Consider the following 25,305-nt stretch of genomic DNA (forward strand, 5'->3'; position numbering starts at 1 on the left):
ATTGTGTTCGGCGCCTGATTGAGCTGCCGGTTATATCATTTAAAATTTTTTTTATAAGCTTCTGAATATTTGTTAGTTATACTGCGCACGTCCAATTCATGTGCAGTTATTAGTTCTTGAATTTTATGATCGCTTACATCCAACCAAACATATTGAGCAAACTCTTTGAAGAAGCTCTTCACATTATTCTTTAGTTTATTCAAAGCATTCTTTCGCATTACCTCAACAGGATGTGTGAAATCGGCATGGTACGAGAGCTTAATAGTCGGGATAATAATAATTCGCTTGCACTTCGCATCACCATAAATACTTTCGAACCACGCCGCATGGGTATTCATTTGCCCTGCTTCGTGTTTCGAGATTTCAGATCTAGTGTCCTCCACTTCGTTTTTACATTCCATCAGAATATATTGATTTTCCACTCCGCACCAAAGATTATCAGGCCCTTTTTTTATTTCTTTATCGGGTCGCTGGCTCATAAAGCCAATAGACTTCCCTAATTCTCTTAATGCGGCTTCGAACTTCTCAGATGGCATACCGAAGGATAAATTCTGAAGAATTCCCTCCAATGATATCATCATTTCCTGGTAGTTTTGATATTGTCTCATCCACTCTTTTATTCTCTTAACCCTATTTTCATTAACGAATTCAATCTTTTTGTAATTGATTCCCTCAGTGGGTTTAAGGAGTTGAAGGTTATTCATAAATGCAGTTTTTTGTATTTTTATTGAATCAACTTTGCTAGTTCGATACTTGTACCTAGCAAGTTGCTGTAGGTACCACGCTCGCTCCAAATCATTGACACTAAACTTGTCACACAATTCCTGCATTAATTCGCAAGCTTTATCAGAGTTTCCACCAATGAATTGTCTTTCAGCATCATATTCTATTTGCAATATTTCATAGATGTCCTTCCGTTCCTCTGTTGTCGAGATATTGCCCATTAACTCTGCATAATATTCTTTCCAACCCTCATCTCTCCCTATTACTTGGTTCATTAGATTTACTAACACCTTATATGGTTCTTCATCATCGGCTTCTTCAGTCGCAAATGACGCCACTTGAATCCCAATTTCAAGTTGATTTCGAGTTTGATCTGAAAAATACTTGTTGCTTAGAGGGCTTTTGACAAATTTGACTAGGTCGCCCCCCACTAATACAATTATACTGTAATCTTTTTCACCTCTTACGCTACGCCCCAATCCTTGTTCAACCTTTTGGGCAATACGGATGTTTACGATATCGCTATCAGGGCGACAATCTTCCTCATATCTGTCCGCAAGCGAATCAAAGTATGGTTTGGAATCTATAATCAAGATGCGACATGCATTATCAGGCAAATCCAATCCATCATATCTATTCACGAATACGACAGTTTGGCGATAATGCCCTTCTTTTAGCGCCTTAACTACTTGAAAAATATTACTACTAGTCGCAACTCTGGCACCGATTTTTTCATATTGAACCTTTTTTTTGAAGCTTGGCACGAGGGAAACTATACCAAATTGACGTGAGGAATTGGTCTTTGCCAACCAATGGATAACTGAATCTCGATCAAGATCCTCACTAATCAAAGAAGGGATTAATATCATTTTTTCACCCGACCATTTGAGTTCCTTATTGGTCAGAGGGTCTTCAACAGATTTGATGTCAAACCCCAACCCTTTTATAAAGAACGAATCATCTTGGGTGGTTGCAGACATTAGCACTCGACATCTTGCCCTTGAGAATGTCCCGAAACTATCTATCGGCATTAATGTAGGTGAGATTTCTAGTGATTGGCCTGAAATGAAAGCCTGACAATTGGCTACTTGATCTTTAATTACAGGCCATACAAATTTAACTTCTACATCATTTTTGCAATTAATTATTGATTTTGTGATTTCGTCACGCTTTTCGTACCAGCTCCAATAAGGAATTGGAAGCATAGTATTATAATCGCCGGTTTCGATTTCCAGGAAACTTCCTTCTCCTTGCCCTTTTATGTCTTCCTCAAAAATAGAAATAACCTTCTTGTATAGCTCATGATCCTCTCCAACTTTGATTGTTAGCGAATCTTTTATCGAATCAATACATGCGTGAGAATCATCAAGAATAATTGCTCCGATATTGACAGACTGATTTCCTAAACCAAAAATGGTTTTCCCGTTAAAAACTTTTTGCACATGAGTTATTAATATTTTAGACCCACTAAGAAATTCTTCTGGGAGATTGTTGCCTTGGTCAATTTCGCAAATTGGTATCCCAAATTTTACAGCTTCCTGTCGAACCTGTTCGGCGAGGTATATGTTCGGACAAATATACAAACAAGGTCCATCGTTAGAATTTATTTTCGAGTATAACAGCAATAACCCAATCAGAGTTTTCCCTTCGCCAGTATGCAGCTTGATAATATTATTTTTTTCATCTTTCCGGGAAGAGAACCATTCTGACAGCACACGTTCCTGTGAGGGGCGGAGTGGGCCAGTTTCACTGCTTCGATCAAGTGAAGCATAAATTTCCAGCGGATTGATTTTCTTTGGAAGCGTTTTATTTTTTAATCTTTTTTTAAAATCAACCATTACTATTTTTCCTTATTGGGCTTGATTAATCTTTGGTGACATAACGCCGAACTCAGCCGCAGAGGGCCGCGCAGCGACCCGATGTCGGCGGGAGCGTAGTGTCAAATGCCATATACAACCCTGTTCAACCGACTAACTAGATTTGCAACGAACTCCTTGCAGTCCCGCGCATATCGCGGCTGCATGTGACGAGCCTGCCCATGTTGATCTCGGTCTCCTTCATGGGCTATCTGGTTTCGGCGCTTGACGTAGTTCGCTAGCTGCCGCTTTATATCGTTACTGGTCGAATTCGGGCCTGGCCAGATTGCGGAAACGCGGGTAAAAATGTCTTCATATCCAATCAGCGCATACCCGGCGATGATCTTATCGGGGGACTGATAGGATAAGAACGAAAGTGTCTCTTCTTTGTATTTGTTGCTCAAATACGGAATAACGTTTCCGCCAGCGATAACCGGCAAAGCCAGAGAAAACGTATTAGCGTTTTTGATTGGGATTAAGTCGGCCATTGTTTTACACAATGGCTCCGGAACTGGATTCGCCTGCAAGGCATGCGGGATCTTTTCATTTAGAACCGCGTGAATGTACGAATCCAACGCCGAGATAGCGGCTACTACTGCCGACCGAGGGAGCCAGAGAAGATCTTCATTCTGTGCGTCCAGTCTGCCACGAGCACCGAGCCCTCTTGCTCGTCGCAACTCGGCGTACATCGACAACAGGCTGTCTGCCGCCTGTACGCTAACCTGAAAGTCAGTATCTGCTGTCATGGCTTTCAACAATGCATCGACGGACCCGTATAAGCGGCCGAAATCGGTGGCGGGTCCGCATATGCCGCCGGCATTTCTTCGATTCGGCCATGAAAATCGGGCTCTGCTCCAGTGACTTGTTGAGCCGGCCTTGGTTCATGGTTTTTTATGCGGTTCCGCACAAGACGCCGTCTCTCTTCAGAGCCCACCCACTTTCCGGCAGGGCGGGAACGGGACACATGACCGTGTCGGACAAGTCCATGCTGCCGGCCGTCGTCCGGCAGCGGCTCCGTCGCGGGCATTGCAGCCCACAGACGGAGCGGCCCTGTGTTCATTGAATGCAGTGTTTCATTCGATTGCGCCACCGGCGGCATTGCCGTGACTTCGGGAAGGATCTTGAAGAGGTGCGTACTGTCCATAGCCGTGACCTGGAGAAGGACCTGGAGAAGGGTCTGAGGCGAGTATATATGCGCCTTGAGGTCGTGGCATCCCCGCGCCGGCGCCCTCACCCGCGCACCACCACCGCCCCCTCGGGCCGCCGGGCCTGGCGGGTGACCCAGGCCTCATCTGGGGTACCGAGGTCGGGATCCAGGGCATTGGTGGGGTTGCATTTCTGGTGGACCACGGTGGCGGCGCCGGCCTGGATGAGGCGGTCGGTGAGGGCCTCGAGGCGCTTGGGAGGCAGGAGGGTGCTGTGGACGGTGACGCGTACCTCGTGGGGGGTATGGGAGGCCACCAGGTGGTTGAGGCTCTGCCAGGCGTGGCGGCCGCTGTCGGGGACGCCGGTGGTGGCGGGGTAGTCTTCGGGCAGGGCCTTGATGTCGAGGCCCACCCAGTCCGCGAGGGGCAGGACTCTTTCCAGGCGCGCGGGGTAGCAGCCGGCGGTGTGCAGGCCCACCTTGAAACCCAGGGCGCGGACCGAGGCCATCGCCGCGGGCAGGTCGCCCTGGGCCAGGGGCTCGCCGCCGGAGAAGACCACGGCGTCCAGCAGGCCGCGGCGGCGCTCCAGGAAGGCCATCACTGTGGGCCAGGCCATCCGTCCGGCCATCCGTCCTGCCCCGGTGGCCTCCAGCAGGTGGCTGTTGTGGCAGTAGCGGCAGCGCCAGGGGCAGCCCTGGCAGAACACCACGGCGGCCAGCTCCCCGGGGTAGTCGATGGTGGTGAGGGGCGTGAGGCCGCCCACCCGCAGGCCCGGGGCCATGGTTCAGCGGGCGCCGGCGCCCGGCTCGCTGAAGTACTGGCGCTCGCGGTGCTCGGACTGCTTGCCGGGGTTCCAGGAGGACACGGGGCGGTGGTAGCCCATGACCCTCGTCCAGACCTCGCAGCGGGTTCTTTCGGAGTCGTCCAAGGAGGGGGTATTACACATCCCTGTGGCGCCGATCCGGCCCGGCGTCCCTGCCGGGCGTTCATCAGGCTGCGTTCGTCCACTGGACGAACGGTCCTGGCTCACCCGGACCTCGCGGCGGGTACGCTCTTCTTCTCTCGGCTCAACGGTTTCGTCATGCATGCTCGAACTCCTCTCGCTTCCTGGCCATCAATTCCTCGTCGCAGCGCGGGCAGAACTCGTGCTCACCGGCGAGGTAGCCGTGGGTGGGACATATGGAAAAGGTGGGGGTGACGGTGATGTAGGGCAGCCGGAAGTTCTCCAGGGCCCGCTTCACCAGACGGCGGCAGGCCTCGGTGCTGGACACGGGCTCCCCCAGGTACAGGTGCAGCACGGTGCCGCCGGTGTATTTGCATTGCAGTTCGTCCTGACGCTCCAGGGCCTCGAAGGGGTCGTCCGTGAGACCCACGGGCAGCTGGGACGAGTTGGTGTAATAGGGAGCCTCGGGCCCGCCGGCCTGGAGGATGTCCGGCCAGCGCTTCCTGTCCTCTTTGGCGAAGCGGTAGGTGGTGCCCTCGGCGGGGGTGGCCTCCAGGTTGTACATGTGGCCGGTGGCCTCCTGGAACTCCACCATGCGGGCCCGCACATGGTCCAGCAGACGCACGGCCAGGGCGTGGCCCGAGTCGGTGGTGAGGTCGTGGGCGTCACCGCTGAAGTTGCGCACCATCTCGTTGATGCCGTTGACGCCGATGGTGGAGAAGTGGTTGCGCAGGGTGCCGAGGTAGCGCCGAGTGTAGGGGAAGAGGCCGGCATCCATGTGGCGCTGGATCACCTTGCGCTTGAGCTCCAGGCTGGCGCGCGCCAGGTCCAGCAGCCGGTCCACGCGGGCGAAGAGGCCCGCCTCGTCGCCCTTGTAGAGATACCCCAGGCGCGCGCAGTTCAGCGTCACCACCCCCAGGGAGCCGGTCTGCTCGGCGGAGCCGAAGAGGCCGTTGCCGCGCTTCAGGAGTTCCGTGAGGTCGAGCTGCAGGCGGCAGCACATGCTGCGGATCATGTTGGGCTTGAGCTCGGAGTTGAGGAAGTTTTGGAAGTAGGGCAGGCCGTAGCGGGCGGTCATGGCGAACAGGCGCTCGGCGTTGTCGCTGTGCCAGGGGAAGTCCGGCGTGATGTTGTAGGTGGGGATGGGGAAGGTGAACACCCGCCCCCGGGCGTCGCCGGCGGTCATCACCTCGATGTAGGCACGGTTGATGAGGTCCATCTCGGGCTGGAGGTCGCCGTAGGTGAAGGGCATGGTCTCGCCCCCCACCACCGGCACCTGGTCCCTGAGATCCTCCGGGCACACCCAGTCGAAGGTGAGATTGGTAAACGGCGTCTGGGTCCCCCACCGCGACGGCACGTTGAGGTTGTAGATGAGTTCCTGGATGTACTGCTTCACCTGGCGGTAGTCGAGGCCGTCCTTGCGCACGAAGGGGGCCATGTAGGTGTCGAAGGAGCTGAAGGCCTGGGCCCCGGCCCATTCGTTCTGGAGGGTGCCGAGGAAGTTGACGATCTGGCCCACGGCGCTGGACATGTGCCGGGGCGGGCCCGCCTCCACCTTGCCGGGGACGCCGTTCAGGCCCTCGTGGAGCAGGGTGCGCAGGGACCAGCCGGCGCAGTAGCCGGCGAGCATGTCGAGGTCGTGGATATGGATGTCGCCCTCGCGGTGGGCCTGGCCGATCTCGGGCGGGTAGACGTGATTCAGCCAGTAGTTGGCGATGACCTTGCCGGAGGTGTTGAGGATGAGCCCTCCCAGGGAATAGCCCTGGTTGGCGTTGGCGTTGACCCGCCAGTCGAGCTGGTCCAGGTACTCGTTCACCGAGGCCCCCACGTCCATGAGGGTGCGGCTGTCGGCGCGCAGGCGCTGGTGCTGGGCGCGGTAGGCGATGTAGGCGCGAGCGGTCTCCAGGTGGTTGGCGGTGATGAGGGTCTGCTCCACCACGTCCTGGATGCGCTCGATGTCCGGGGTGCCGTCCGGAAAACGGCCGTGCACCAGCACCTTGATCACCTGGGCCGTGAGCAGCCGGGCCTCGTGGTGGTCGAACTCGGCGGTGGCCTCGCCGGCGCGGGCGATGGCCGAGTAGATGCGCTCCTGGTCGAAGGCGGCGATGGTGCCGTCGCGGCGCCGCACACGGGCCGGCAGCCGCGCCACGGCGGCGGTGGATACGGTCATGGATTCCCCCTGATGCTGTGACGAGCAAACACTATATCTTGTAGTAGAGTCCGTCGATAGCTACAAGATGTGGAATGCCCCCTCGTTGACTCAGGTCAACGAAATCAGCGATCCGGCGATTGCGGCAGGGCCCGCTTGATGATTGTCATGGTGCCCCCGGGGCGCGGTGGCGGCGGCCTTCAGGGGCGTGGTTGCAGGGCACGCCACGCCGCCGCCAGGTGGTCCGCCGCCGCCCCGATCTCGTCTTCCGTAGTGGGCTCGCCGATGCTCAGGCGCACCGCCCCCAGGGCTTGCTCCGGGCCCACCCCCATGGCCCCCAGCACGCCGCTCACGCCCTCGCCCTCTTCGTGGCAGGCGGAGCCCACGGAGGCCGCCACCTGCGGGGCGCGGGCCAGCAGCTCGCGGCCCGCCACCCCCGGGAAGGAGAGGTGCAGGGTGTTGGGCAGGCGTTCCCCGGGATGGCCATTGAGTACCAGGCCGGGGACGGCGGCGGTGAGACGCCGGTGGAGTTCATCGCGGCGTGCGGCGAGGGATTCGGTGATGGCCGGCAGGCGGCCCGCGGCCAGGGCCGCCGCCGCCCCCAGGCCCGCGACATGGGGGACGTTCTCGGTGCCTGGCCGCAGGCCGCCCTCGTGGCCGGCGCCGAACATGATGGGGGCCAGGGGGGTGCCCGCCCGCAGGTAGAGGGCCCCCACCCCCTTGGGGGCGTAGAACTTGTGGCCCGCCAGGGTCAGCAGGTCCACCCCCAGCCCGTCCACATCCACCACCACCTTGCCGGCGGACTGGGCGGCGTCGGTATGGAACAACACCCCCCGGGCGCGGGCCAGGGCCGCCAGCTCGGCGACGGGCTGGAGGGTGCCGACCTCGTTGTTGGCGTGCATCACCGACACCAGCACCGTGTCGTCCCGCAGCGCGGCCGTCAGGGCCGCGGGGGCCACCCGGCCGGCGCCGTCCACCGGCAACACCGTGACCTCCCAGCCCTCCGCCGCCAGATGGGCCATGGGTGCGGCCACCGCCGGGTGCTCCACGGCGCTGGTGACGAGATGCCTGCCCCGCCCCGCCAGGGCCCGCGCCACCCCCAGGATGGCCAGGTTGTTGGCCTCGGTGGCGCAGCCCGTGAACACCACCTCCGCCGGCCGCGCGCCCAGGAGGGCGGCCACCTGGTCGCGGGCCCGGGCCACGGCCTCGTGGGCCCAGCGGCCGTACTCATGGCCCGATGACGGGTTGCCGAAGTGGTAACGGAGGTAGGGCGCCATGGCGTCCGCCACTTCCAGGGCCACGGGCGTGGTGGCGTTGTAATCGAGGTAGATGGGTCGGCTCATGGGTCGGCTCATGGGGGGGCTCCTTGCCGCTATCCTAACGCCTGTTCGAGATCGGCGATGAGGTCCTCCACGTCTTCGAGGCCCACCGACAGCCGCAGCATGGCGTCGCTGATGCCGCGCCGCCGGCGCTCTTCCGGGCCGAGGCCATGATGGGTGGTGGTCACCGGCTGGGTGACCAGGCTCTCCACCCCGCCGAGGCTCGGCGCGATGGCGAACAGGCGCAGGCGGTCCGCCACCGCGGCGGCGGCGGCGCCGTCGCCCGCCACCTCGATGGTGAGCATACCGCCGAAGCCCGTCATCTGGCGCGCCGCCAACTCGTGGCCGGGGAAGGATGCCAGCCCCGGGTAGAGCACCCGGGTCACGCCGGGGTGGCCCTCCAGGGCCCGGGCGATGGCCCGGGCCGAGGCGTTCTGGGCCCGCACCCGTACCACCAGGGTGCGCAGGCTGCGGGCCAGCAGGGCCGCGGTCTCGGGGGCCGGGGTCTGGCCCAGGTTCTTGCGCCACGGCCATACCCCTTCCATCAGCTCCGGGGACCCCATGAGGGCACCGGCGGTGAGGTCGCTGTGGCCGCCCAGGTACTTGGTGGCGCTGTGCACCACCAGGTCGGCGCCCAGGGCCAGGGGCTGCTGGTTCACCGGCGAGGCGAAGGTGTTGTCCACCATCAGCAACGCCCCGTGGGCATGGGCACGCGCGGCCAGGGCCGCGATGTCGAAGACCTCCAGGGCCGGGTTGGTGGGGGTCTCCAGGAACACCAGGCCGGCACCGGCGGCCAGCAGGGGGTCGAGGCGCTCCAGCTCGCCCCCCAGCAACAGGTGGGTGGGGATGCCGAGCTGGGGTAACTGGTCGCCGATGAGTTCCAGGCTGCCGCCGTAGGCATCGCCGATGCACACCACGCCGCCCCGCCCGTGGGCCATGAAGGCCGCCGCCTCCGCCGCCATGCCCGAGGCGAAGGCGAGCGCCGCCCCGGCCCCCTCCAGGCTGGCCAGCTTGGCCTCCAGGGCCTGGATGGTGGGGTTGAGGCCGTAGCGGGTATAGAGGCTGCCCGCGGCCCGGCCCTCCACCACGTCCAGGATGGCCGCGGTGTCGGGAAAGGCGAAGGTGGTGGTGGTGTAGACGGGGGTATGGGGGCTGCCGTGGGGGTCGGCGGCCTCGCCGGCATGGATGCAGCGGGTGGCGAGACCGCCCTCAGGAAAATCAGACATGAAGGACCTCGAAGAGACGGATTGAGAAGGCCCATGGTACCCAAGACCGCCGGGGCCGGGGGGTCATGGCCTCCGCGAAGGCCCTCACGACCCGCCCCCCCATTCGTCCCTCCAGCGGTCCAGGATCTCCTGCAGCAGCTTGGCGATGGCCGCCACCTCGGCGTCTCCGAAGCCTTGCCGCTGCAGGTGGCCGGCGATGTCCTCCGGCGCCAGGATCCGGCCATCGGCGGGCACGACGGCCTCGCCGTCCACCAGCAGGGCCGGCGCGGCCACCGGCGTGCCGGCGCGGTCGGCACGCACCGCCGAGTAGCAGCCGAGTCGCGAACCCAGGGCCTCGCCATAGCGCATGTAAAGCTGGCAGCGCCCACCGGGGGACTGCTTGGATATGACCACGATGTCGCACATGTCGTCCTCCTTCTCAGTTTGTACGATCGCGCAGCGCGGCGAGGAAGTCACCGATGGGCGCCGCGGCGACGATTTCCCGGCCGCGCTCGCGGGTGACGGCCCGGCGGGCGGTGGCGCAGGAGCGATCTGTCGTCATCCCGGGGGGCCTCCGTGGTCGTCCATCAGAAAGCATAGCGCAGGGTCAGGTAGAGGTTGTCGTTGTCCCTCAGGGCCCCGAAACGGCCCCGGGGATCCCCGGTGAACAGGTTGGCACCCATCTCGCCCCACAGCGCGTCACTGAAGGCGTAACGCACCGAGGGAATGAAATAGGCGTCGCCGTCGCTGGGGCTCCAGAAGGTGAACAGGCCGAGGCGCAGGGTCTGGTGGCGCAGGAAGCGCGTGAGGCGCAGGGTGGCCACGGTGCGCAGCTGATCCCGCGCCGGGCGCCCGGCCGCCAGGGTGCGCCGGTAGGCGCCGTGGTCATGCATCCATTCCCCGTAGGCCTGGAGGCCGAGGGTGGTCTCCTCGGCGATCTGGCGGCTATAGCCCACCAATACGCGAGTCTCGTCGTTGGGCACGGCGGGGTCGTCGCCGGCATGGTCTTCCGGCGACCGATAAAGTCCCGCCTCGACATGGAGAACGCCACTCCCGAGGGGTCCGGAGAAGCTGATCCCGTAGGCATCGAGGCGGGGAAAACGGTGGGCATCCCGGCCGCCACCCGGCACCAGGGCCGGGGCGCGGTGATGGGTGCGGGACAGATAGAGGGCGCCGTTCCAACTGCTGAAATAGCGCGACAGGCGCAGGCTGACCTCGGGGGTGCCCGGATCCCCTACGTCGGCCGCCGGGGGCGCGGGGACGAAACGCCGGCCGTCGGGCAACCGGTCACGGCGGAAATCGGCCACCACCAGCTCCAGATCCGCAGTGGCGCCATAGTAATCCAGCTTGAGGGCGTCGCTGCCCCGCTTCAGGTACTCCAGGGGCAGGCCGCCGAAGAAGGCCACCCAGTCCTTGGGAAAGGTATCGTTGATGAACAGCAGATCGGTCACCCCCCAGGTGATCACCTGGCGACCGGCCCGCACCGTAACGTCGCGGGCGTCGTAATCAGCGTAGAGTTCGCGCACGTCGAAGTCGAAATCGTCCACGGCAACATCGTTGATGAACTCTAGCTTGCCGCCGTAGCCGAAGCCCCTCGTGGCGCCCTCCGTCTTGAGCTGCAGGCGCTGCTCGTTATAGGGCCGGTCGCAGGCCGTGGGCCGCGGGCAATCCACGCCGTCCACGCGGGCCGCCCCGTGGCCCTGCACGAAGCCGTGGATCGGCGGCGGCTCGGCACCCGCCGGCGCAGCCGCCAGCCACCCCAGGGCCATCAGCAGAAGCCAGGGTCCCACGGTCACCGGACCCAGGGGCGCGGCGGCCGTTGCAGATAGCGCTCGCTGAACAGGTCCTCCTCGAGCCCCACTCCGTACTTCACCTCGTGGTAGACCACTTCGGTACGGTGGCCGCTCTGCTCGTCCTGCATGGTGCGCCGGGTCACGGTCCAGTGGCCTTCCACCTCGCGCACTTCGCCGGCGGTAAAGGTGCGCATGAGTTCGCCACGGCCGTCGTAGTATTCCTCCTTGAGGGGCAGGCCCCTTTCCACGTCGATCCAGGACAGGCGGCGGGCATAGTCCACATCGGCCTTGGGCACGCTCTCCACCCGGTAGACCGGGCGGCCCTCCAGGGTCTCTTCGCCCACCAGGGTATGGGTCTCGTCCTCCAGTTCCCGGCCCGAGACATCCTCGTAGGTGAAGTCGGAGCCCACGAAGGACGAGCGCTTGTCGTCGGCGGCGATGCGGCGCACCAGGCGCAGGGCGGGGATGAAGATCCAGCGATCATCCTCGGCGGCCGGATATTTCCACACCATGAAGGCCGTCCCTTTGATGTCAGCGGGTTCGTGGAAATAGATGTAATAGCGCTGCTCCCCGGCGCTCCCGATGTCCTTGCGCAGCAGGGTCATCACCCGCCGGCGCTCCTTGCCCTGATGGTTGATCAGACGCATGGTGGTCCGGGTGACCTGGTCATCCCCGGGGTAGTAGAAGGCCTCCAGGGAGCGGGCCACGATGTCCTCGGCGGCAGGCGCGGCGCCGGCCCCGCCGCTCGACGCCAAGGCCACCAGGGCCACCAGGGCGAGGGGAGTGAATCTCATGACGGCATCTCCTTCATGGGTGCGGTGCCCCCCCACAGCCTGCCGTGGGTGAGCCTGAGCAGCCCCGGCAGCAGGCCGAGGGCGGTAAGGGCGGAGAAGAGCATCAGCAGGGCGAAGAACACCCCCACCGTCTTGTAGGGGCCCAGGGGCGACAGCACCATGGGCGAAAAGCCCACGGCGATGACCACGGCGTTGCGCGCGATGGCCCGGGCCGGCTCGCCGAACACCGCGGCGTTGGCCGTGGCGGGCTCACCGCCCATGCGCCCCAGGGCATGGCGGTAACGCTGGATGAAGTGGATGGCGAAGTCGATGGACAGCCCCAGGGTGAGGGCCGAGCACACCGCCATGGGCATGTCGTACTCCTTGCCCACCAGGGCCGCCAGGCCGTAGGAGAGGGTAATGGCGAATATCAAAGGCAGCATGGAGAGCGCGGCCAGGACCGGGGAACGGAACAGCAGCAGCATCATGGCGAACACTGCCAGGAAGCCCCCCAGCACCGCCTTCATCATCCCCGTCACCATCTCGTCCTGCCATACCTTGTTGATATAGGTGAGGCCGGACCAGCGGAGACGGATGCCGGCGGGCGGCGGCTCGGCCGCCACGTGGGCGGCCACCCGGTCCACCACCCGTGCCATCTCCAGGTTGTCGCCGGCACGCATCTGCACCCAGATGTTGGCGGTGCGGTAGTCGTAGTCCACGAAGTCATCCAGATCCCCGGCGTCGCCGGCCATCTGGTAGAAGAACAGATACTGGGCCAGCTCGTCGGCACGGTCGGGGAGGCGGCGCCAGGCCGCGTCGGCGTCGTGCACCACGTAGCTCACCTGCTTCACGACATCCGCCAGGGACGAGGTCTTGCCCACCTCGGGGTCGGCCTCCAGCACCTCCTGCAGGCGCGCCATCCAGGCCATGACCTGCGGGCGTTTGATGGCCCCGTCGGCGTCACCCTGCAACAGCAGGTAGGCCATGTAGGTGCCGCCGAGGTGGCGGTTCATCACCCGATCCGCCACCCTGAGTTGGTGGTCGGCGGGAAACCAGGCCACCGGGTTGTCGTTGACCACGGTGGTGGACACCCCCCACAGTCCGGCGCCGAGGATGACCGCCGCCGCCATGGCCACCGGCACCGCGCGGGCATGGGCGAACCCGCCGAAGCGGCGCAGCCCCGTGCCGAGGCGTCCGGCCGCCGCGTCACCTCCGGCGATGGCCGCCTGCAGCCGCTCCTCCCTCATGAGCACGATGGACGCCGGCACCACCGCCAGGGTGAGCACGAAGGCGGCCAGGATGCCGAAGGCGACGAAGGCCCCGAACACCTGCACCGGCGGGATGTCCGCCAGCATCAGGGAGGCGAAGCCGGCGGCGGAGGTGAGGGAGGTGTAGAGCATGGGGGTGTAGAGGGCGTCCATGCTCTCCCGCAGGGCCCGGCGCCGGTCGCCCGTCGCGGGATAGCGGTCGTGGAAGTCGCTCAGCACGTGGACCGAGTCCAGCACCGCGATGGGCATGAGGAACACCGGGATCATGCTGGACATGATGTGCACCGTGTGACCAAGGCCGATCATGAGCCCCATGCCCCACACCACCGTGAACATGGCCACCACCATCACCGGCACCACCAGGGTCACCTTGCGAAAGATGAGCCACAACAGCACGCACAGCATGGCGCCGCTGGCCGGCGATACGATGGCCATCTGGCGGAACATCTCGATGCCGAAGCTGTCCTCGACGATGGGCAGGCCCGCCAGGTGATGGCGCTGGGAGGGAGCGAGTTCCTCCGCCAGGATGGCCCGCAGCTCGTCGCCGATGCGCGCCGCCTGGTCCTTGGCCTCGATGGGGATATAGATCGCCACCAGGGTGCCGTCCCGGGAGGCCAGCTTGTCCGTGAAAAGCGGGTTATCGGCGATGGCCGCCCGCAGGGCCTCGGCCTCGGCCACCGTTTCCGGCACCCGCGACATCAAGGGCCGCACGTCCAGCAGTCCATCCTGCGCCTGGACGTCGTCGCTGGTGGTGAGGCTGATGACGTCGGCGGTGATGACGCCGCGGATCCCGAGCAACCGTCCTATCACCCGATCCACCCGGGCCAGGGCGTCGGGCGTGAACATGCCCGCGTCGTCGGCGATACCCAGCACGATGAGGTCGTGGATGCCGAAGTCCGCCTTGGCCTGGTTGTAAAGCACCCGGTCGGCCTGGTCCTCCGGCAGCATGTTCTCCGGATCGGTGTCGATGTGGATCTTCGGGATCTGGAGGCCGAACAGCACGGTGACGATAAACGCCACGGTGAGCACCGTCCGCGGGTAGTCCATGGAAATGCCGATGAGTCGTTTCAACATACCGCTATCCCCCCGATGACGGCCCCGGCCGGCAGCCGCATGACGCCCTGTTTATCTCCACGGCCCGTGCGGCGGCCCCATTCTCCGGCCCTATTCGCCGGCCCCAGTCGCCCCGCCCCGTGACCGCGGCTACCAGCCCCACTGGCCCGCCACCTCGCGACCGTGACGGGCCCGCCACAGGTAATAGCGCTCGAAGGCCTGCTTCGCCCACGCCCAGTGACGGCCGGCGCTGAAGTGGACGTGGTTGCGCGGCGGCCGGAAGGGATCGGCGGCCATCCTCACGGCGCCGTCGCCCATGTCCAGGATGCACTCGGCGCGCAGCGGGTGGCCCCTTGCGGCCCGGCCGGTCACCCCGGCGGCGATTGCCTGAGCGGCGATGACGGCCATCTGTTCGGTCATGTGGGCGGTCTTGGGGAAGTTGACGGGCACCGGCGTCTCCCCCACCGGCGGCAGCGCCACCGCCACACCTATGGCGTAGACGCCGGGGAAATCGGCATGACGATAGTGCTCGTCCACGGGGATGAAACCCTTGGGGTTGGCAAGGCCCGGGGCGGCCGCCACCGCACTCACTCCGGCCAGGGGTGGGATGATGAGGGAATAGGCCGACTCCAGGCGGGTGCCGTCGGCCAGGGCCACCTCCGAATCGGTGATATCCGCCACCGCCGCCGAGGTGAGGTAATGGATGTCCCGGGCCTCCAGCTCCCCTTCCAGGAACTGGCGCGCCCGCCCCACCCCACCGACGCCGAAGTGACCGAGGAAGGGCTCGGGGGTCACCAGCGTCATGGGCACGCGGTGGCGCTGGCGGCGGCGCCGCAGCAGATGGTCCACCTGGAAGGCGAACTCGTAGGCGGGGCCGATGCAGCTCGCCCCCGGGGCACAGCCCACCACCAGCGGCCCCGGCTCCGCCAGGAAGGCCCGCAGCGCATCCCGCGCCTCCTCCGTCTCCGGCGGCGACATCACCGAATGGCCGGGGCCGTCGAAGGGCCCGAGGCCCGGCACCGCCTCGTTGGCACTGCGGTGGCCGGTGGCGATGACAAGGGCGTCGCCAGCATGGGGCCCGGCGGTGGTCTCCACCCGTCGCGCCACCGCATCGACGGCGCTGACGTCGGCATGCACGAAATCGATGTCGCGCCGCGCCAGGGCCGGCGCCAGGTCGAAGCCGATATCCGCCAGCGCCCGGGTGCCCGTAGCCACCCACGGCAGGGACGGGATGAAGGTGAAGCGGGGCTGGCGGTCGATGACGGTGATGCGACACTGGGCCGGGGTGAGGAGCCGGCGCAACCGGTAGGCCGCCGTGAGACCGCCGAAGGACGCCCCCAGGATAAGCACGTTCATCCCAGTGTCCCCCGCTTCCAGGCCGGTGGCAGCGAAGTCAAAACACCAGCACCCGGTCCGCCGCCAGGGTATGGTCCGCCAGCTCGGCCATGGTGCTGCGCCGCGCCCCTGCCACCAGTTCCTCATCGGTCAGGCCGCGGGCGTCCATGCAGGTGCCGCACAACATCAACTCGCCCTTGCGGGCCACCGCCTTCGCCATCAGCTCCATGTTGTAGAAGCCCTGGGGCACCTTCTGGCCGGCCTTGGCGCAGGCCACGGCGTCCGCCATCAGGAAGACATGGACGGTGGCCTCCTTGCCCGCCAGGGCCTTGGCCAGGCGCAGCGCGTTGTAGCTACGCTCCGTGCCGTAGGGCGGGTCGTTGAGTATCAGCAGGGTCTTCATCGGTGCGTTCTCCATGGTTCAGGCCGTCGCGGCTTCCTCCACCGGCCAGCCCTGCCGGTGCCAGGCGGTCATGCCCCCCCGCACCACGTGGACGTCGGTGAAGCCGTTGCCGGCAAGAATGGTCGCCGCCTTGGCCGAGCGGCGGTCGGTGCGGCAGACGAGGAACAGGGGCGCGCCCTTGTAGTCCCCCAGCTCATCGAGGCGTGACGGCAGCTCCTCCAGGGGCAGGTTGAGGGCCCCCTCGATGTGGCCCTGCTCGCCGTCAAAGTCGGCAGCCGTGCGCACGTCCAGCACCGTGCCCTCCTCCGCCTCCAGGCTGTGCCTGAGAGTCTCCACGTCCACCATGCGCCCCTGGCGGATATGGGCGACGATGCGCGGAATGAAGGCCACCAGGGCCAGCAGGGCGAGGGCCAGCAGGCCCTTCTGGATCAGCCCCTCGCCGCCGGCGATGGCCTCCTTGCCGGCATAGCCGAGATAGGTGTAGGCGATGGCCCCGGGCAGCATGAACACGTAGGTGGCCCACAGGAAGGCGATGAAATCGATACGGGTGAGACCGAGGGCGTAGTTCAGGAGGTTGAAGGGAAACAGCGGCACCAGGCGCACGAAGGCCACGAAGCGCCAGCCCTCCTGCTCCACGCCGTCCTTGAGCTGCTTCAGGCGCCCGCCGGTTTTCTGCTCCACCCAGTCCGAGGCCAGGTAGCGGGCCACGTAGAAGGCCACGGCCGCCCCCAGGGTGGCCCCCGTGATGTTGTACACGGTGCCCAACACGGGGCCGAACAGGGCCCCTCCCGCCAGGGTGAGCACGGAACCGGGGGCGAAGAACACCGTGGCCAGGACGTAGACCAGGATGAAAACCACGGGCGCCAGGGCCCCCATGCCGTCGATGAAGCCCGTCAGGGCCGCCGCGTTGAGGCTGTCCCGGAAAGTGAGGACGAGGCCGATGCCGAGGGCCAGCACCGCCAGCACCAGCCACCGCAGGTGCCTCTTGTTCCGGATATCAAACCCCATGGGTAGACCCGTCCTGGTGCGAGCCGTCGGCCCAGGTGCGCCGGTTGATGGCATAGTCCGAGATGTGGCCCTTGAAGGGCAGGCTCAAAAGACCCGGCAGCCAGCTCACCTGACGGGGCTCGCGATAGCTGCGGATGCCGATGGTCATGTCCAGGTGGCCGGCCCGGGGCTGGTCACGGTAGGTGCCGAACAGGCGGTCCCACCACGGCAGGTTGAAGCCGAAGTTGGAGTTGGTTTCGTCGTCCTCCGTGGAGTGGTGGACCCGGTGCATGTCGGGGGTGACCACCACCCAACGCAGCGCCCGGTCGAGGCCCAGGGGCAGGCGGATGTTGCCGTGGTTGAACATCGCCGTGCCGTTCAGCAGCACCTCGAAGATCACCACCGCCACCACGGGCGGCCCCAGCACCACGATGGTGGCGAACTTGATGAGCATGGAGAGGATGATCTCGATGGGATGGAAGCGCGCGCCGGTGGTGACGTCGAAGTCGGGATCCGCGTGGTGGACCCGGTGCAGCCGCCACAGGGCGGGCACTGCGTGGACCAGCACATGCTGCAGGTAGATGACGAAATCGAGGGCGATCACCGCCACCACCACCGCCAGCCAGTAGGGGATCTCGAAGCTGTTCAGCAGCCCCCAGCCCTGGGCCTGGGCCGCCACCGCCATGCCCACCGCCGCCGCGGGGAACAGCAGGCGCAGCAACACCGTATTGAGCACCACCAGGCCCAGGTTGTTGGTCCAGCGCACGGCCCGGCTCAGGGTCCGGGGCCGGCGCGGCGCCCACACCTCCCACAGGGCGATGGCGGCGAAGATGCCGAAGAAAAAAACCAGCCTGATGGCGACCTCGTAGTCCAGGATCAGGCCATCCAGGGTCACACCGCCCTCGCTGGCCGCCGTGGCCGAACGTATGAAGACATCGCCCCAGGAACGCAACAGTTCCCCGAGGTAGAGAAAGGTCTCGTCAATGACGCCCCCGGGGGGCGCCGTACTCTCTGGTGACATGCCGGGCATCCTCCAAACCGTCATTGTTATTCAAGAACTATGTTGAATAGTTGATATGACTGTCTGGCCCATGTCAACCCCCCACAGCAAACCCGATCCGACCTCCCGTCTTCACCCTGCCCCACCGACCCCGCGCCCACCCCTCCCCCGTCCCGGGCCCGACCCGGTGTCCAGAGCGGCGGAATGACAACAGACAGCGAAAATCAAAAGCGGTAACCACGAAATACACGAAAAAACCGAAAACAGCTGATTACGAGTTGTGACCAAGGCCCGATGGGCTCCATGGCGTTTGTAGTCGACCTGGACGGGCCAAAGTGACCTCCGTTTCTTTCGCGTATTTCGTAGTAAAAAAAAACCATTAACCACGAAAGGCGCGAAAGGATGCTGATTGTAGGTGAGGTCCGGGTTGGCGCCCGGAAAGACTCCGGGGTGTTTTGCCTATTGTCTCTTTTACTTTCGTATCTTTCGCGTGTTTCGTGGTTAAAAACAAGACCGGGGTAACAGGGATGGGCGGAGATACGGGCGATAGCGGGCTCAGGGGTCTTGGAGGCGGAGTTCGAACAGGCGGGGCCACAGTTTGCCGGTGACCAGCAGGTGGCCGCTGGGGTGTTGGAAGGCGACACCGTTGGCCACGGCCTCGGTGGCCAGGGGCGGCATGGCACGGCGCAGGAGTGACAGATCCAGCATCCCGGTGACGCGGCCGCTGGTGGCGTCGATGCGGGCGATGCAGTCGGTAGGCCAGACGTTGGCGTAGAGGGTGCCGGCGACGTATTCCAGTTCGTTCAGGCCCTGGAGGGGCCGGCCGTCCAGGTGCACCGCCAGGCGGCGCACCAGCGAAAAATCGTCGGGGTCGCGAAGGGCCAGTTCGTGGGAGCCGTCGCTCGTGATGAGGTGCTCGCCGTCGTGGCTGAGGCCCCAGCCCTCCCCCTCGTAGGCGTGGACGGCCATGGGCTCCAGTTCCGGCAGGCGGTAGACCCGGGCCTCACCCGCCTTCCAGGTGAGTTGGTATACCCGTTCTCCCAGGGCCGTGACGCCCTCGCCGAAGTGGTGATGGGCGAGGGGTATCCGCACCAGCGCCTCGTCCCCGGGGAAGGTGCGGGCCGTGAGCAGGGAGCGGCCGTAGCGCCCCGTGCCTTCCAGCAGGGTCCCGTCATCGGTGAAGGCGAGGCCCTGGGTGAAGAAGGTGGGATCGTGGTCGTGGTGGGCCACCACCTCGTAGGCCACGGCGGGGGCGGAGCAGGAGGCGGCGCCGCTGTTTGCGGGTCCCAGCAGCAGGAGCAGAAAGAAGGCCAGGCGGCGCGCCAGGCATCGGACGGCGCCCATGGCAGCACCTTTCAGTTGGATGCCCCCCGGGCAATGGTTGCGGCCGGCGTGGTGGCGGAGCGTGGGTTGGGCTCCGGGAAGAGCTGGTCCAGGGGCAGGGAGAGGCCGTTGTCCTGGACGATGCGGGCATGGAAACGACGCAATGTAGAGAGAAGGATTTCCTCTCGCCATTCGTGCTTCGCGACTTTCACGTTAAAGAGCAGGGGACCGGATGACCATCATCTTTTCCACCGTCATGTCACGGTAGGTATAGGGGATACCGCCCACCCCCAGGCCGGACTGGCGCAGCCCGGCGAAGGGCATCCAGTCCACCCGGAAGGCGGTATGGTCGTTGATCATCACGGCGCTGGCGTCGAGGCCCCCGTAGGCCGCCATGGCGGTATCGATGTCCCGGGTGAACACCGCAGCCTGGAAGGCGAAGGGCAGGTCGTTGGCCGTGGTCATGGCCTGTTCCAGGTCCCGGTAGGGGTAAATGGCGATCACCGGCCCGAAGATCTCCTCGCGGCTCAGGCGGGCGGAGGGGTCGGGGCCGGCGACGATGGTGGGCGCGAAGCAGGTGTCCGACAATCGGTCCCCGCCGGTGGCGATGGTACCGCCGCCCGCCGCCGCCTCCCTGACCCACTCCTCCACGCGGTCCACCTCCGCCGGACGGATGAGGGGCCCGATATCGGTGTCCTCGCGGGTGGGGTCACCCACCACCATGGCCGCCGCCTCGGCCGCCAGCCCAGCCACGACGCCATCGAAGATGGACTCGTGGGCATACACCCGCTGCACCGACACGCAAACCTGGCCGGCATGGTAGAGGCCGGCCTTGGCCACCAGGGGCAGGGCGTCGTCGAGATCGGCGTCGGCGGCGATGATGACGGGGGCGGCGCCGCCATGCTCGAGGGCGCAGCGGGTGCCCGGGGCCAGCCGGGAGCGCAGGGTCCAGCCCACCCGGCCACTGCCGATGAAGGACAGGAAACCGACCCGCGGATCCGTCGCCAGACCCTCGGCCAGGGCGGTGTCGTCCACCACCAGGGCCTGACACCAGGCCTCGGGCAGGCCCGCCTGCCGCAGCAGGGTGACGAGGCGCATGCACGACAGGGGCGTGTCCTCGGCGGGTTTGACGATCACCGGGCAGCCGGCGGCGATGGCCGGCCCCACCTGGTGGACGATGAGGTTCAGGGGGTGATTGAAGGCGGAGATGGCCACCACCACGCCCATGGGCTCGCGATGGGTGAAGGCGAGGCGCCCGGCCGAGGCGGCGTCGATGCCCATGGGCACCTCGCCGCCGCCCTCGTGGCGCAACAGCTCGGTGCAGTTCTTCATGCCGTCGATGGCCCGCGCCACCTCCACCCGGGAATCCGCCAAGGGCTTGCCACCCTCCCGGGCCGCCTCCAGGGCCAGGGTCTCGGCGGCAGCGGTCATGAGGGCCGCGGTCTTTTCCAACACCGCCATGCGCCGGGCCCCGGACAACCAGCCGGCGCGGTCCCGGTAGCGGGCATGGGCGGTGGCCAGGGCCCGTTCCACGTCGGCGGCGCCGGCGGTGGTGACGCTGCCGATGGGACTGCCGTCGTAGGGCGCCGTGACTTCCAGCAGCCCGCCGTTGCCGGTGGCGCCGGGGACGAGGATATCGAAGTGTTCACTCATGGGAGGTTCCTGTGGATCATGTGGTTGACGGTGCCGAGTGGCTCTCAGGTGGGGCACACCAGCTCGCCCAGCCTCTGGGTCAGCTTCATGTTTTCGCGGTAGTCCACCGGGCAGTCGATGACGGACACGGTATCGTCCGCCAGAGCCGTCTCCAGGATGGGCTTGAGTTCATCCACGCAGCCCACCCGGTAGCCCTTGGCACCGAAGCTCTCGGCGTACTTCACGAAGTCCGGATTGCCGAAGTCGATGTGGCTGCTGCGGCCGAAGGCCTTGAGCTGGTGCCACTCGATGAGGCCGTATTTGGCGTCGCTCCAGATGAGGATGACGAAGGGGACGCCCACCCGCAGCGCGGTCTCCATCTCCTGGCTGTTCATGAGAAAGCCGGCGTCGCCCGTCAAGGCCACCACCCGCCGCGACGGATCGGCAAGGCGGGCCGCCAGGGCGCCGGGCACGGCGATGCCCATGGAGGCGAAGCCGTTGGAGATGATGCAGGTGTTGGGGACCTCGGCCTGGTAGCTGCGGGCCACCCACATCTTGTGGGCCCCGACGTCGGAGATGAGCACGTCCCGCGGCCCCAGCACCTGGCGCAGGTCCCACAGGATCTTCTGGGGCTTGATGGGAAAGCCCGAGTCATGGGCGAACTCCTCCATCTCCCTCACGATGACCTGCCGCAGGCCGCTGATGGCAGGTTCCGGGCGGGGCGCCATCTCCTCGACGATCCCCGTGAGGGCGGCGGAGATACTGCCCACCAGGCCGCTGGCGACGATGTAATGCTCGTCCACCTCCGCCGCCTCCGTGTCGATGTGGACGATCTGCTTGTCCTTGCCCATATGCCAGCGGCTGGGATGATATTCCACCATGTCGTAGCCCACGCACAGGATGAGGTCGGCGCGGTCGAAACCGCAGTTCACGTAGTCCTTGGAGCCCAGCCCCACCGCCCCCAGGGCCAGGGGATGGGAAAAGGGGATCACTCCCTTGGCCATGAAGGTGGTGGCGATGGGGATGCGCAGGTGCTCGGCGAACTGCACGAGCTGCTCGCTGGCGCCGGCGCGGATGACGCCGTTGCCGGCCATGATAATGGGGAAGCGGGCATCGCGGATGAGGCTCGCCGCCTGGGCGATCTTCTGGCGCGGCGGGTGGGGCATGGCGGGGCTCTGCACCTTGAGGGGCGCACCCTCCACGTCCATCTTGGCGATGTTCTCGGGGAAGTCCATGAAGGCGCAGCCGGGCTTCTCCGCCTGGGCCACCTTGAAGGCCTTGCGCACCACCTCGGGGATGATCTCCGGCTCCCGCAGCTGGGTGGCGTACTTGGTGATGGGCTCGAACATGTTCACCAGGTCCAGGATCTGGTGGCTCTCCTTGTGCAGGCGCGTGGTGGCCCCCTGGCCGGCGATAGCCACCAGGGGCGCGCGATCCATGTTGGCATCCGCCACCCCCGTGATGAGGTTGGTGGCCCCGGGCCCGAGGGTGGACAGGCAGACCCCGGCGCGCCCGGTGAGACGGCCGTAGACATCGGCCATGAAGGCCGCCCCCTGCTCGTGGCGGGTGGTGATGAAGCGCAGGGGGCTGTCCAGCAGGGCGTCCATCACGTCCACGTTCTCTTCCCCGGGGATGCCGAAGACGTATTCCGTGCCTTCGTTCTCGATACAGCGGATGAAGAGTTCGGCGGCTTTCATGAGGGGGGCTCCTGGGGATTCATGGACACGGCGACGGCCGCAAAGGTTGCCGGACCAGGCTTCGGAGGCCCGGCCGACAGTCTCACCCTAGCAACATGGCAGGAAACTTTTACCCGCGTCGGGTCAGGTATTGTCCCGAAAGCCCCGGTGGATCCAGTGGTCCACGCTGAGCCAGCGGCCGGCGCCGACGAAGAACAACGCCAGCAGCATGACGAAGTAGGTGACCGCCCACTCGATGCCGTTGTTGGAGATGACGAAGCTGCCGCTGCCCGTCAGCCAGTCGTAGTTGCCATGCTCCTGCAGGATGGACTTGGCGGCATCCAGGCGTTCCATGGCACCGTCGATATCGGCGGGTGGAAAGGGGCTCATGGGATCGGCCACCGCCTGCCAGCCGTTCTCCCAGTGCACGGAGAAGGTCGCCACCAGCATCTGGACCATGAGGGGGATGCTCACCCAGCGCACGGCCAGCCCCAGCAGCAGCAGGACCGCGCCGATGATCTCGGTGTAGGTGGCCAGCCAGGCCATCAATTCCGGCGCCGGCAGGCCCAGACCCCAGTCGGGGTTGCCGAACCAGGAGACGATATCCGGGCTGGGCGCCAGGGAGTCCGCCCCCAGCTTGTTGGTCCCCGCGACCCAGAACACCGGAGCCAGATAGAGCCGCAGGGCCAGAGGTCCGAGGAAATCCACGGCCCGCAGGGCGTCCAGTACATCCTGCAGGCGGTTCAGCATATTGACGATGATTTGCATGGGGGCTCCCGACGTTATGTGCGATGTTAACTCTCATGGCGATACGCGCCACCCGAAATGATGAAAGAGGAGCGCGTATCGCCATGTTCGTTTCCTCACCCCATCCCTGTACTCCGGGCATCCTGCCCTTCGCCCTGCGGGCCGCGCCAAGGCGCGTTCAAATCCGTTCCCGACGGATTTGTCCCAGAGGGAGAGGGGGAGTTCGTGCTTCGCGACTTTCACGTTAAGTCAAAGCAAGGACCGGCAGAATAAACGCGGCATTACACCCATCAGGGCCGGGGCTATGGATGGCCGCCGGCGGGCGGGCCGCGTCACGCGGCCGGTGGGCTCCCTGCGGGCGCCGTCCCCAGGACGATATCCCGGGCCTTGAGGTCCGTGAGGATCTGCACCCCGCCCTCCACCACCACCTGCGGGTCGGGATGGTTGAGTTCTCCGGCGATCTGCGCCAGGGCCTCCCTGCCCGTTGGGGGGGCATCGGCGTTCAGGAGTTCCAGGAGGCGGGCGGTGACGGCATTGAGTTCCAGGAAACCCACGTGGTCGGCACGGTCGCGGTAGACCACCAGGTAGGTGGGCTGGGCGGGGGGTTCCTGGGGCTGGAAGTCGGTACCGAGGCGATGCACGGGGAAGCGATAGGCCAGGGGCCAGGCCAGGGGGCTCAGCACAAGATGGCCGTCCAGCAGGTCGCCGTCCGCCCGGGCTGGGGTGTCGTCCACCTCCCGGGTGTCCACGGACAGCGCCAGCTCCACCCATTCGTAGTGCGCCAGTTCCCCCAGGAAGGGCGGGTCGCCGGGAACCTCGCCGCGCTCCTCTTCCACGTATTTCAGGAACTCCTGGGGCATCTGCAGGAACAGGGGGGTATGGGCGCGGTGGGTGGCGAAGTACTCGCGCATGAGCCGGGCCCAGGCCGCGTCGCCGTAGATGTCGCGCAGTACCGGAAAGGTGCCGGCCAGGAAACCGGACACGTTGTTGAAGAACAGTTCGCGGTAGATCCCCATGCGGCGGTCTTCCACGTCCGCCGGGCCGGGGTTGGCCTCGGGGTCGCGGATGTGGGCCGCGAAGGCGTACTGCCGGCGGATGAAGTCGGGTTGCTCAGCCGGCATGGCTGATGGCGGCGGGGAGCCGGGGTGCCTCCTCCTGGAGGCGGGTGATGGTGTCCACCTCCCGCAGCAGTTCGTCCACCGGGGGGATGTTGAAGTCCCGCTCCAGCAGGGTGGGCATGACGCCGAAGAACTCGTAGGCGCGCTGCAACAGCGCCCATACCGGGTCGATGACGTCGGCGCCGTGGGTATCCACGATGAGGTCGTCCGCCTCCTTGTAGTGACCGGCCACGTGAACGTAGGACACCCGCTCCCCGGGCAGGGCCGCCAGAAAGGCGGCGGCATCGTAACCATGATTGACGCTGTTGACGTAGATGTTGTTGACGTCCAGCAGCAGGTCGCAGTCCGCCTCTTGGAGGACCGCGTTGATGAATTCTATCTCGTCCATCTCGCGCCCGGGGGCGGCGTAGTAGGAGACGTTCTCCACTGCGATGCGGCGCTCCAGGATATCCTGGGTGCGACGGATCCGGGACACCACGTGGCTGACGGCATCACCCGTGAAGGGGATGGGCATCAGATCGTAGAGGTGGCCGTCGTCGGCGCAGTAGGAGAGGTGTTCGGTAAAGGCCTTGAAGCCGTGGTCGTCCAAAAAATGCCTGAGACGATGCAGATAGGCCTCGTCGAGCGGCGCGGGGCCACCCAGATTGAGGGACAGACCGTGGGCCACGAAGTCATGACGCTCGGTGAATCTGCGCAGGCCGCGGCCCAGGGCCCCGCCCGCGCCCACCCAGTTGTCGGGGGCCACCTCGTAGAAGCCCACCTGGGCGGGGTTGCGATCTGCGAGCGGGTCCATGAGGGCCCGCCGCAGACCCAGACCGGCGCCATGAACGTGGTAACGTGGGTCGTTCATGGCTCGG

Annotated in this window: 23 protein-coding genes; all 23 read right to left on the reverse strand. The window is 64.8% G+C overall.

From position 1 onward, the window contains the following. Window positions 1-35: 35 nt before the first annotated feature. A complete protein-coding gene (locus U5S82_04415; GenBank protein ID MDZ7750901.1) occupies window positions 36-2,561 on the reverse strand; it encodes a DEAD/DEAH box helicase family protein in 2,526 nt (841 codons plus the stop codon). A 101-nt stretch (window positions 2,562-2,662) separates the two neighbouring features. Continuing rightward, a complete protein-coding gene (locus tag U5S82_04420; GenBank protein ID MDZ7750902.1) occupies window positions 2,663-3,325 on the reverse strand; it encodes a HEPN domain-containing protein in 663 nt (220 codons plus the stop codon). 484 nt (window positions 3,326-3,809) lie between these two features. Continuing rightward, window positions 3,810-4,505: an anaerobic ribonucleoside-triphosphate reductase activating protein gene (locus U5S82_04425; protein MDZ7750903.1), complete on the reverse strand. Its 696-nt coding sequence runs from the start codon at window positions 4,503-4,505 to the stop codon at window positions 3,810-3,812. A 3-nt stretch (window positions 4,506-4,508) separates the two neighbouring features. Beyond that, window positions 4,509-4,670, reverse strand: coding sequence for an anaerobic ribonucleoside-triphosphate reductase (gene nrdD, locus U5S82_04430; GenBank protein MDZ7750904.1), 162 nt, complete (start codon window positions 4,668-4,670; stop codon window positions 4,509-4,511). 133 nt (window positions 4,671-4,803) lie between these two features. Then, window positions 4,804-6,837, reverse strand: a complete 2,034-nt coding sequence (locus U5S82_04435) for a ribonucleoside triphosphate reductase (GenBank protein MDZ7750905.1) — start codon at window positions 6,835-6,837, stop codon at window positions 4,804-4,806. A gap of 179 nt (window positions 6,838-7,016) precedes the next feature. After that, window positions 7,017-8,171, reverse strand: coding sequence for a cysteine desulfurase family protein (locus tag U5S82_04440; GenBank protein ID MDZ7750906.1), 1,155 nt, complete (start codon window positions 8,169-8,171; stop codon window positions 7,017-7,019). Window positions 8,172-8,188: 17 nt separating this feature from the next. Beyond that, window positions 8,189-9,361: an aminotransferase class I/II-fold pyridoxal phosphate-dependent enzyme gene (locus U5S82_04445; protein ID MDZ7750907.1), complete on the reverse strand. Its 1,173-nt coding sequence runs from the start codon at window positions 9,359-9,361 to the stop codon at window positions 8,189-8,191. A gap of 84 nt (window positions 9,362-9,445) precedes the next feature. Next, the gene (locus U5S82_04450) at window positions 9,446-9,766 is read right to left on the reverse strand and encodes a hypothetical protein (GenBank protein MDZ7750908.1); all 321 of its coding nucleotides are present in this window, start codon (window positions 9,764-9,766) and stop codon (window positions 9,446-9,448) included. 13 nt (window positions 9,767-9,779) lie between these two features. Next, window positions 9,780-9,902, reverse strand: a complete 123-nt coding sequence (locus U5S82_04455; protein MDZ7750909.1) for a hypothetical protein — start codon at window positions 9,900-9,902, stop codon at window positions 9,780-9,782. A 25-nt stretch (window positions 9,903-9,927) separates the two neighbouring features. Further along, entirely contained in the window at window positions 9,928-11,130 is a 1,203-nt protein-coding gene (locus tag U5S82_04460) for a hypothetical protein (GenBank protein ID MDZ7750910.1), read from the reverse strand. Window positions 11,131-11,132: 2 nt separating this feature from the next. Continuing rightward, window positions 11,133-11,927, reverse strand: coding sequence for an outer membrane lipoprotein-sorting protein (locus U5S82_04465; GenBank protein ID MDZ7750911.1), 795 nt, complete (start codon window positions 11,925-11,927; stop codon window positions 11,133-11,135). Beyond that, on the reverse strand, window positions 11,924-14,248 hold the full coding sequence (locus U5S82_04470) for an MMPL family transporter (GenBank protein ID MDZ7750912.1): 2,325 nt from the start codon (window positions 14,246-14,248) through the stop codon (window positions 11,924-11,926). The genes U5S82_04465 and U5S82_04470 overlap by 4 nt, the downstream gene beginning before the upstream one ends. A 129-nt stretch (window positions 14,249-14,377) precedes the next feature. Continuing rightward, entirely contained in the window at window positions 14,378-15,583 is a 1,206-nt protein-coding gene (locus U5S82_04475; GenBank protein ID MDZ7750913.1) for an FAD-dependent oxidoreductase, read from the reverse strand. A 37-nt stretch (window positions 15,584-15,620) separates the two neighbouring features. Further along, the gene (locus U5S82_04480; GenBank protein MDZ7750914.1) at window positions 15,621-15,965 is read right to left on the reverse strand and encodes a DsrE family protein; all 345 of its coding nucleotides are present in this window, start codon (window positions 15,963-15,965) and stop codon (window positions 15,621-15,623) included. Between the two features lie 18 nt (window positions 15,966-15,983). Continuing rightward, the gene (locus U5S82_04485; GenBank protein ID MDZ7750915.1) at window positions 15,984-16,973 is read right to left on the reverse strand and encodes a VTT domain-containing protein; all 990 of its coding nucleotides are present in this window, start codon (window positions 16,971-16,973) and stop codon (window positions 15,984-15,986) included. Then, on the reverse strand, window positions 16,963-17,841 hold the full coding sequence (locus tag U5S82_04490; GenBank protein MDZ7750916.1) for a sterol desaturase family protein: 879 nt from the start codon (window positions 17,839-17,841) through the stop codon (window positions 16,963-16,965). Before U5S82_04490 ends, U5S82_04485 begins: the two co-directional genes overlap by 11 nt. Before the next feature lie 666 nt (window positions 17,842-18,507). Continuing rightward, window positions 18,508-19,296, reverse strand: a complete 789-nt coding sequence (locus U5S82_04495; GenBank protein MDZ7750917.1) for a glutaminyl-peptide cyclotransferase — start codon at window positions 19,294-19,296, stop codon at window positions 18,508-18,510. A gap of 11 nt (window positions 19,297-19,307) precedes the next feature. Next, complete coding sequence (locus U5S82_04500) at window positions 19,308-19,439, reverse strand: hypothetical protein (protein MDZ7750918.1); 132 nt, start codon at window positions 19,437-19,439, stop codon at window positions 19,308-19,310. Window positions 19,440-19,488: 49 nt separating this feature from the next. Further along, window positions 19,489-20,928, reverse strand: coding sequence for an aldehyde dehydrogenase family protein (locus U5S82_04505; GenBank protein MDZ7750919.1), 1,440 nt, complete (start codon window positions 20,926-20,928; stop codon window positions 19,489-19,491). Window positions 20,929-20,972: 44 nt separating this feature from the next. Continuing rightward, window positions 20,973-22,604 (reverse strand): acetolactate synthase large subunit, encoded by a 1,632-nt coding sequence (locus U5S82_04510; GenBank protein ID MDZ7750920.1) that lies wholly within the window; start codon window positions 22,602-22,604, stop codon window positions 20,973-20,975. 123 nt (window positions 22,605-22,727) lie between these two features. Continuing rightward, window positions 22,728-23,351: a DoxX family protein gene (locus U5S82_04515; GenBank protein ID MDZ7750921.1), complete on the reverse strand. Its 624-nt coding sequence runs from the start codon at window positions 23,349-23,351 to the stop codon at window positions 22,728-22,730. Window positions 23,352-23,662: 311 nt separating this feature from the next. After that, on the reverse strand, window positions 23,663-24,451 hold the full coding sequence (locus U5S82_04520) for a putative DNA-binding domain-containing protein (protein MDZ7750922.1): 789 nt from the start codon (window positions 24,449-24,451) through the stop codon (window positions 23,663-23,665). Continuing rightward, the gene (locus tag U5S82_04525; GenBank protein ID MDZ7750923.1) at window positions 24,441-25,298 is read right to left on the reverse strand and encodes a DUF692 domain-containing protein; all 858 of its coding nucleotides are present in this window, start codon (window positions 25,296-25,298) and stop codon (window positions 24,441-24,443) included. The genes U5S82_04520 and U5S82_04525 overlap by 11 nt, the downstream gene beginning before the upstream one ends. Window positions 25,299-25,305 lie beyond the last annotated feature (7 nt).

This window comes from Gammaproteobacteria bacterium (genome assembly GCA_034522055.1).
Taxonomy (GTDB): Bacteria; Pseudomonadota; Gammaproteobacteria; order JAABTG01; family JAABTG01; genus JAABTG01.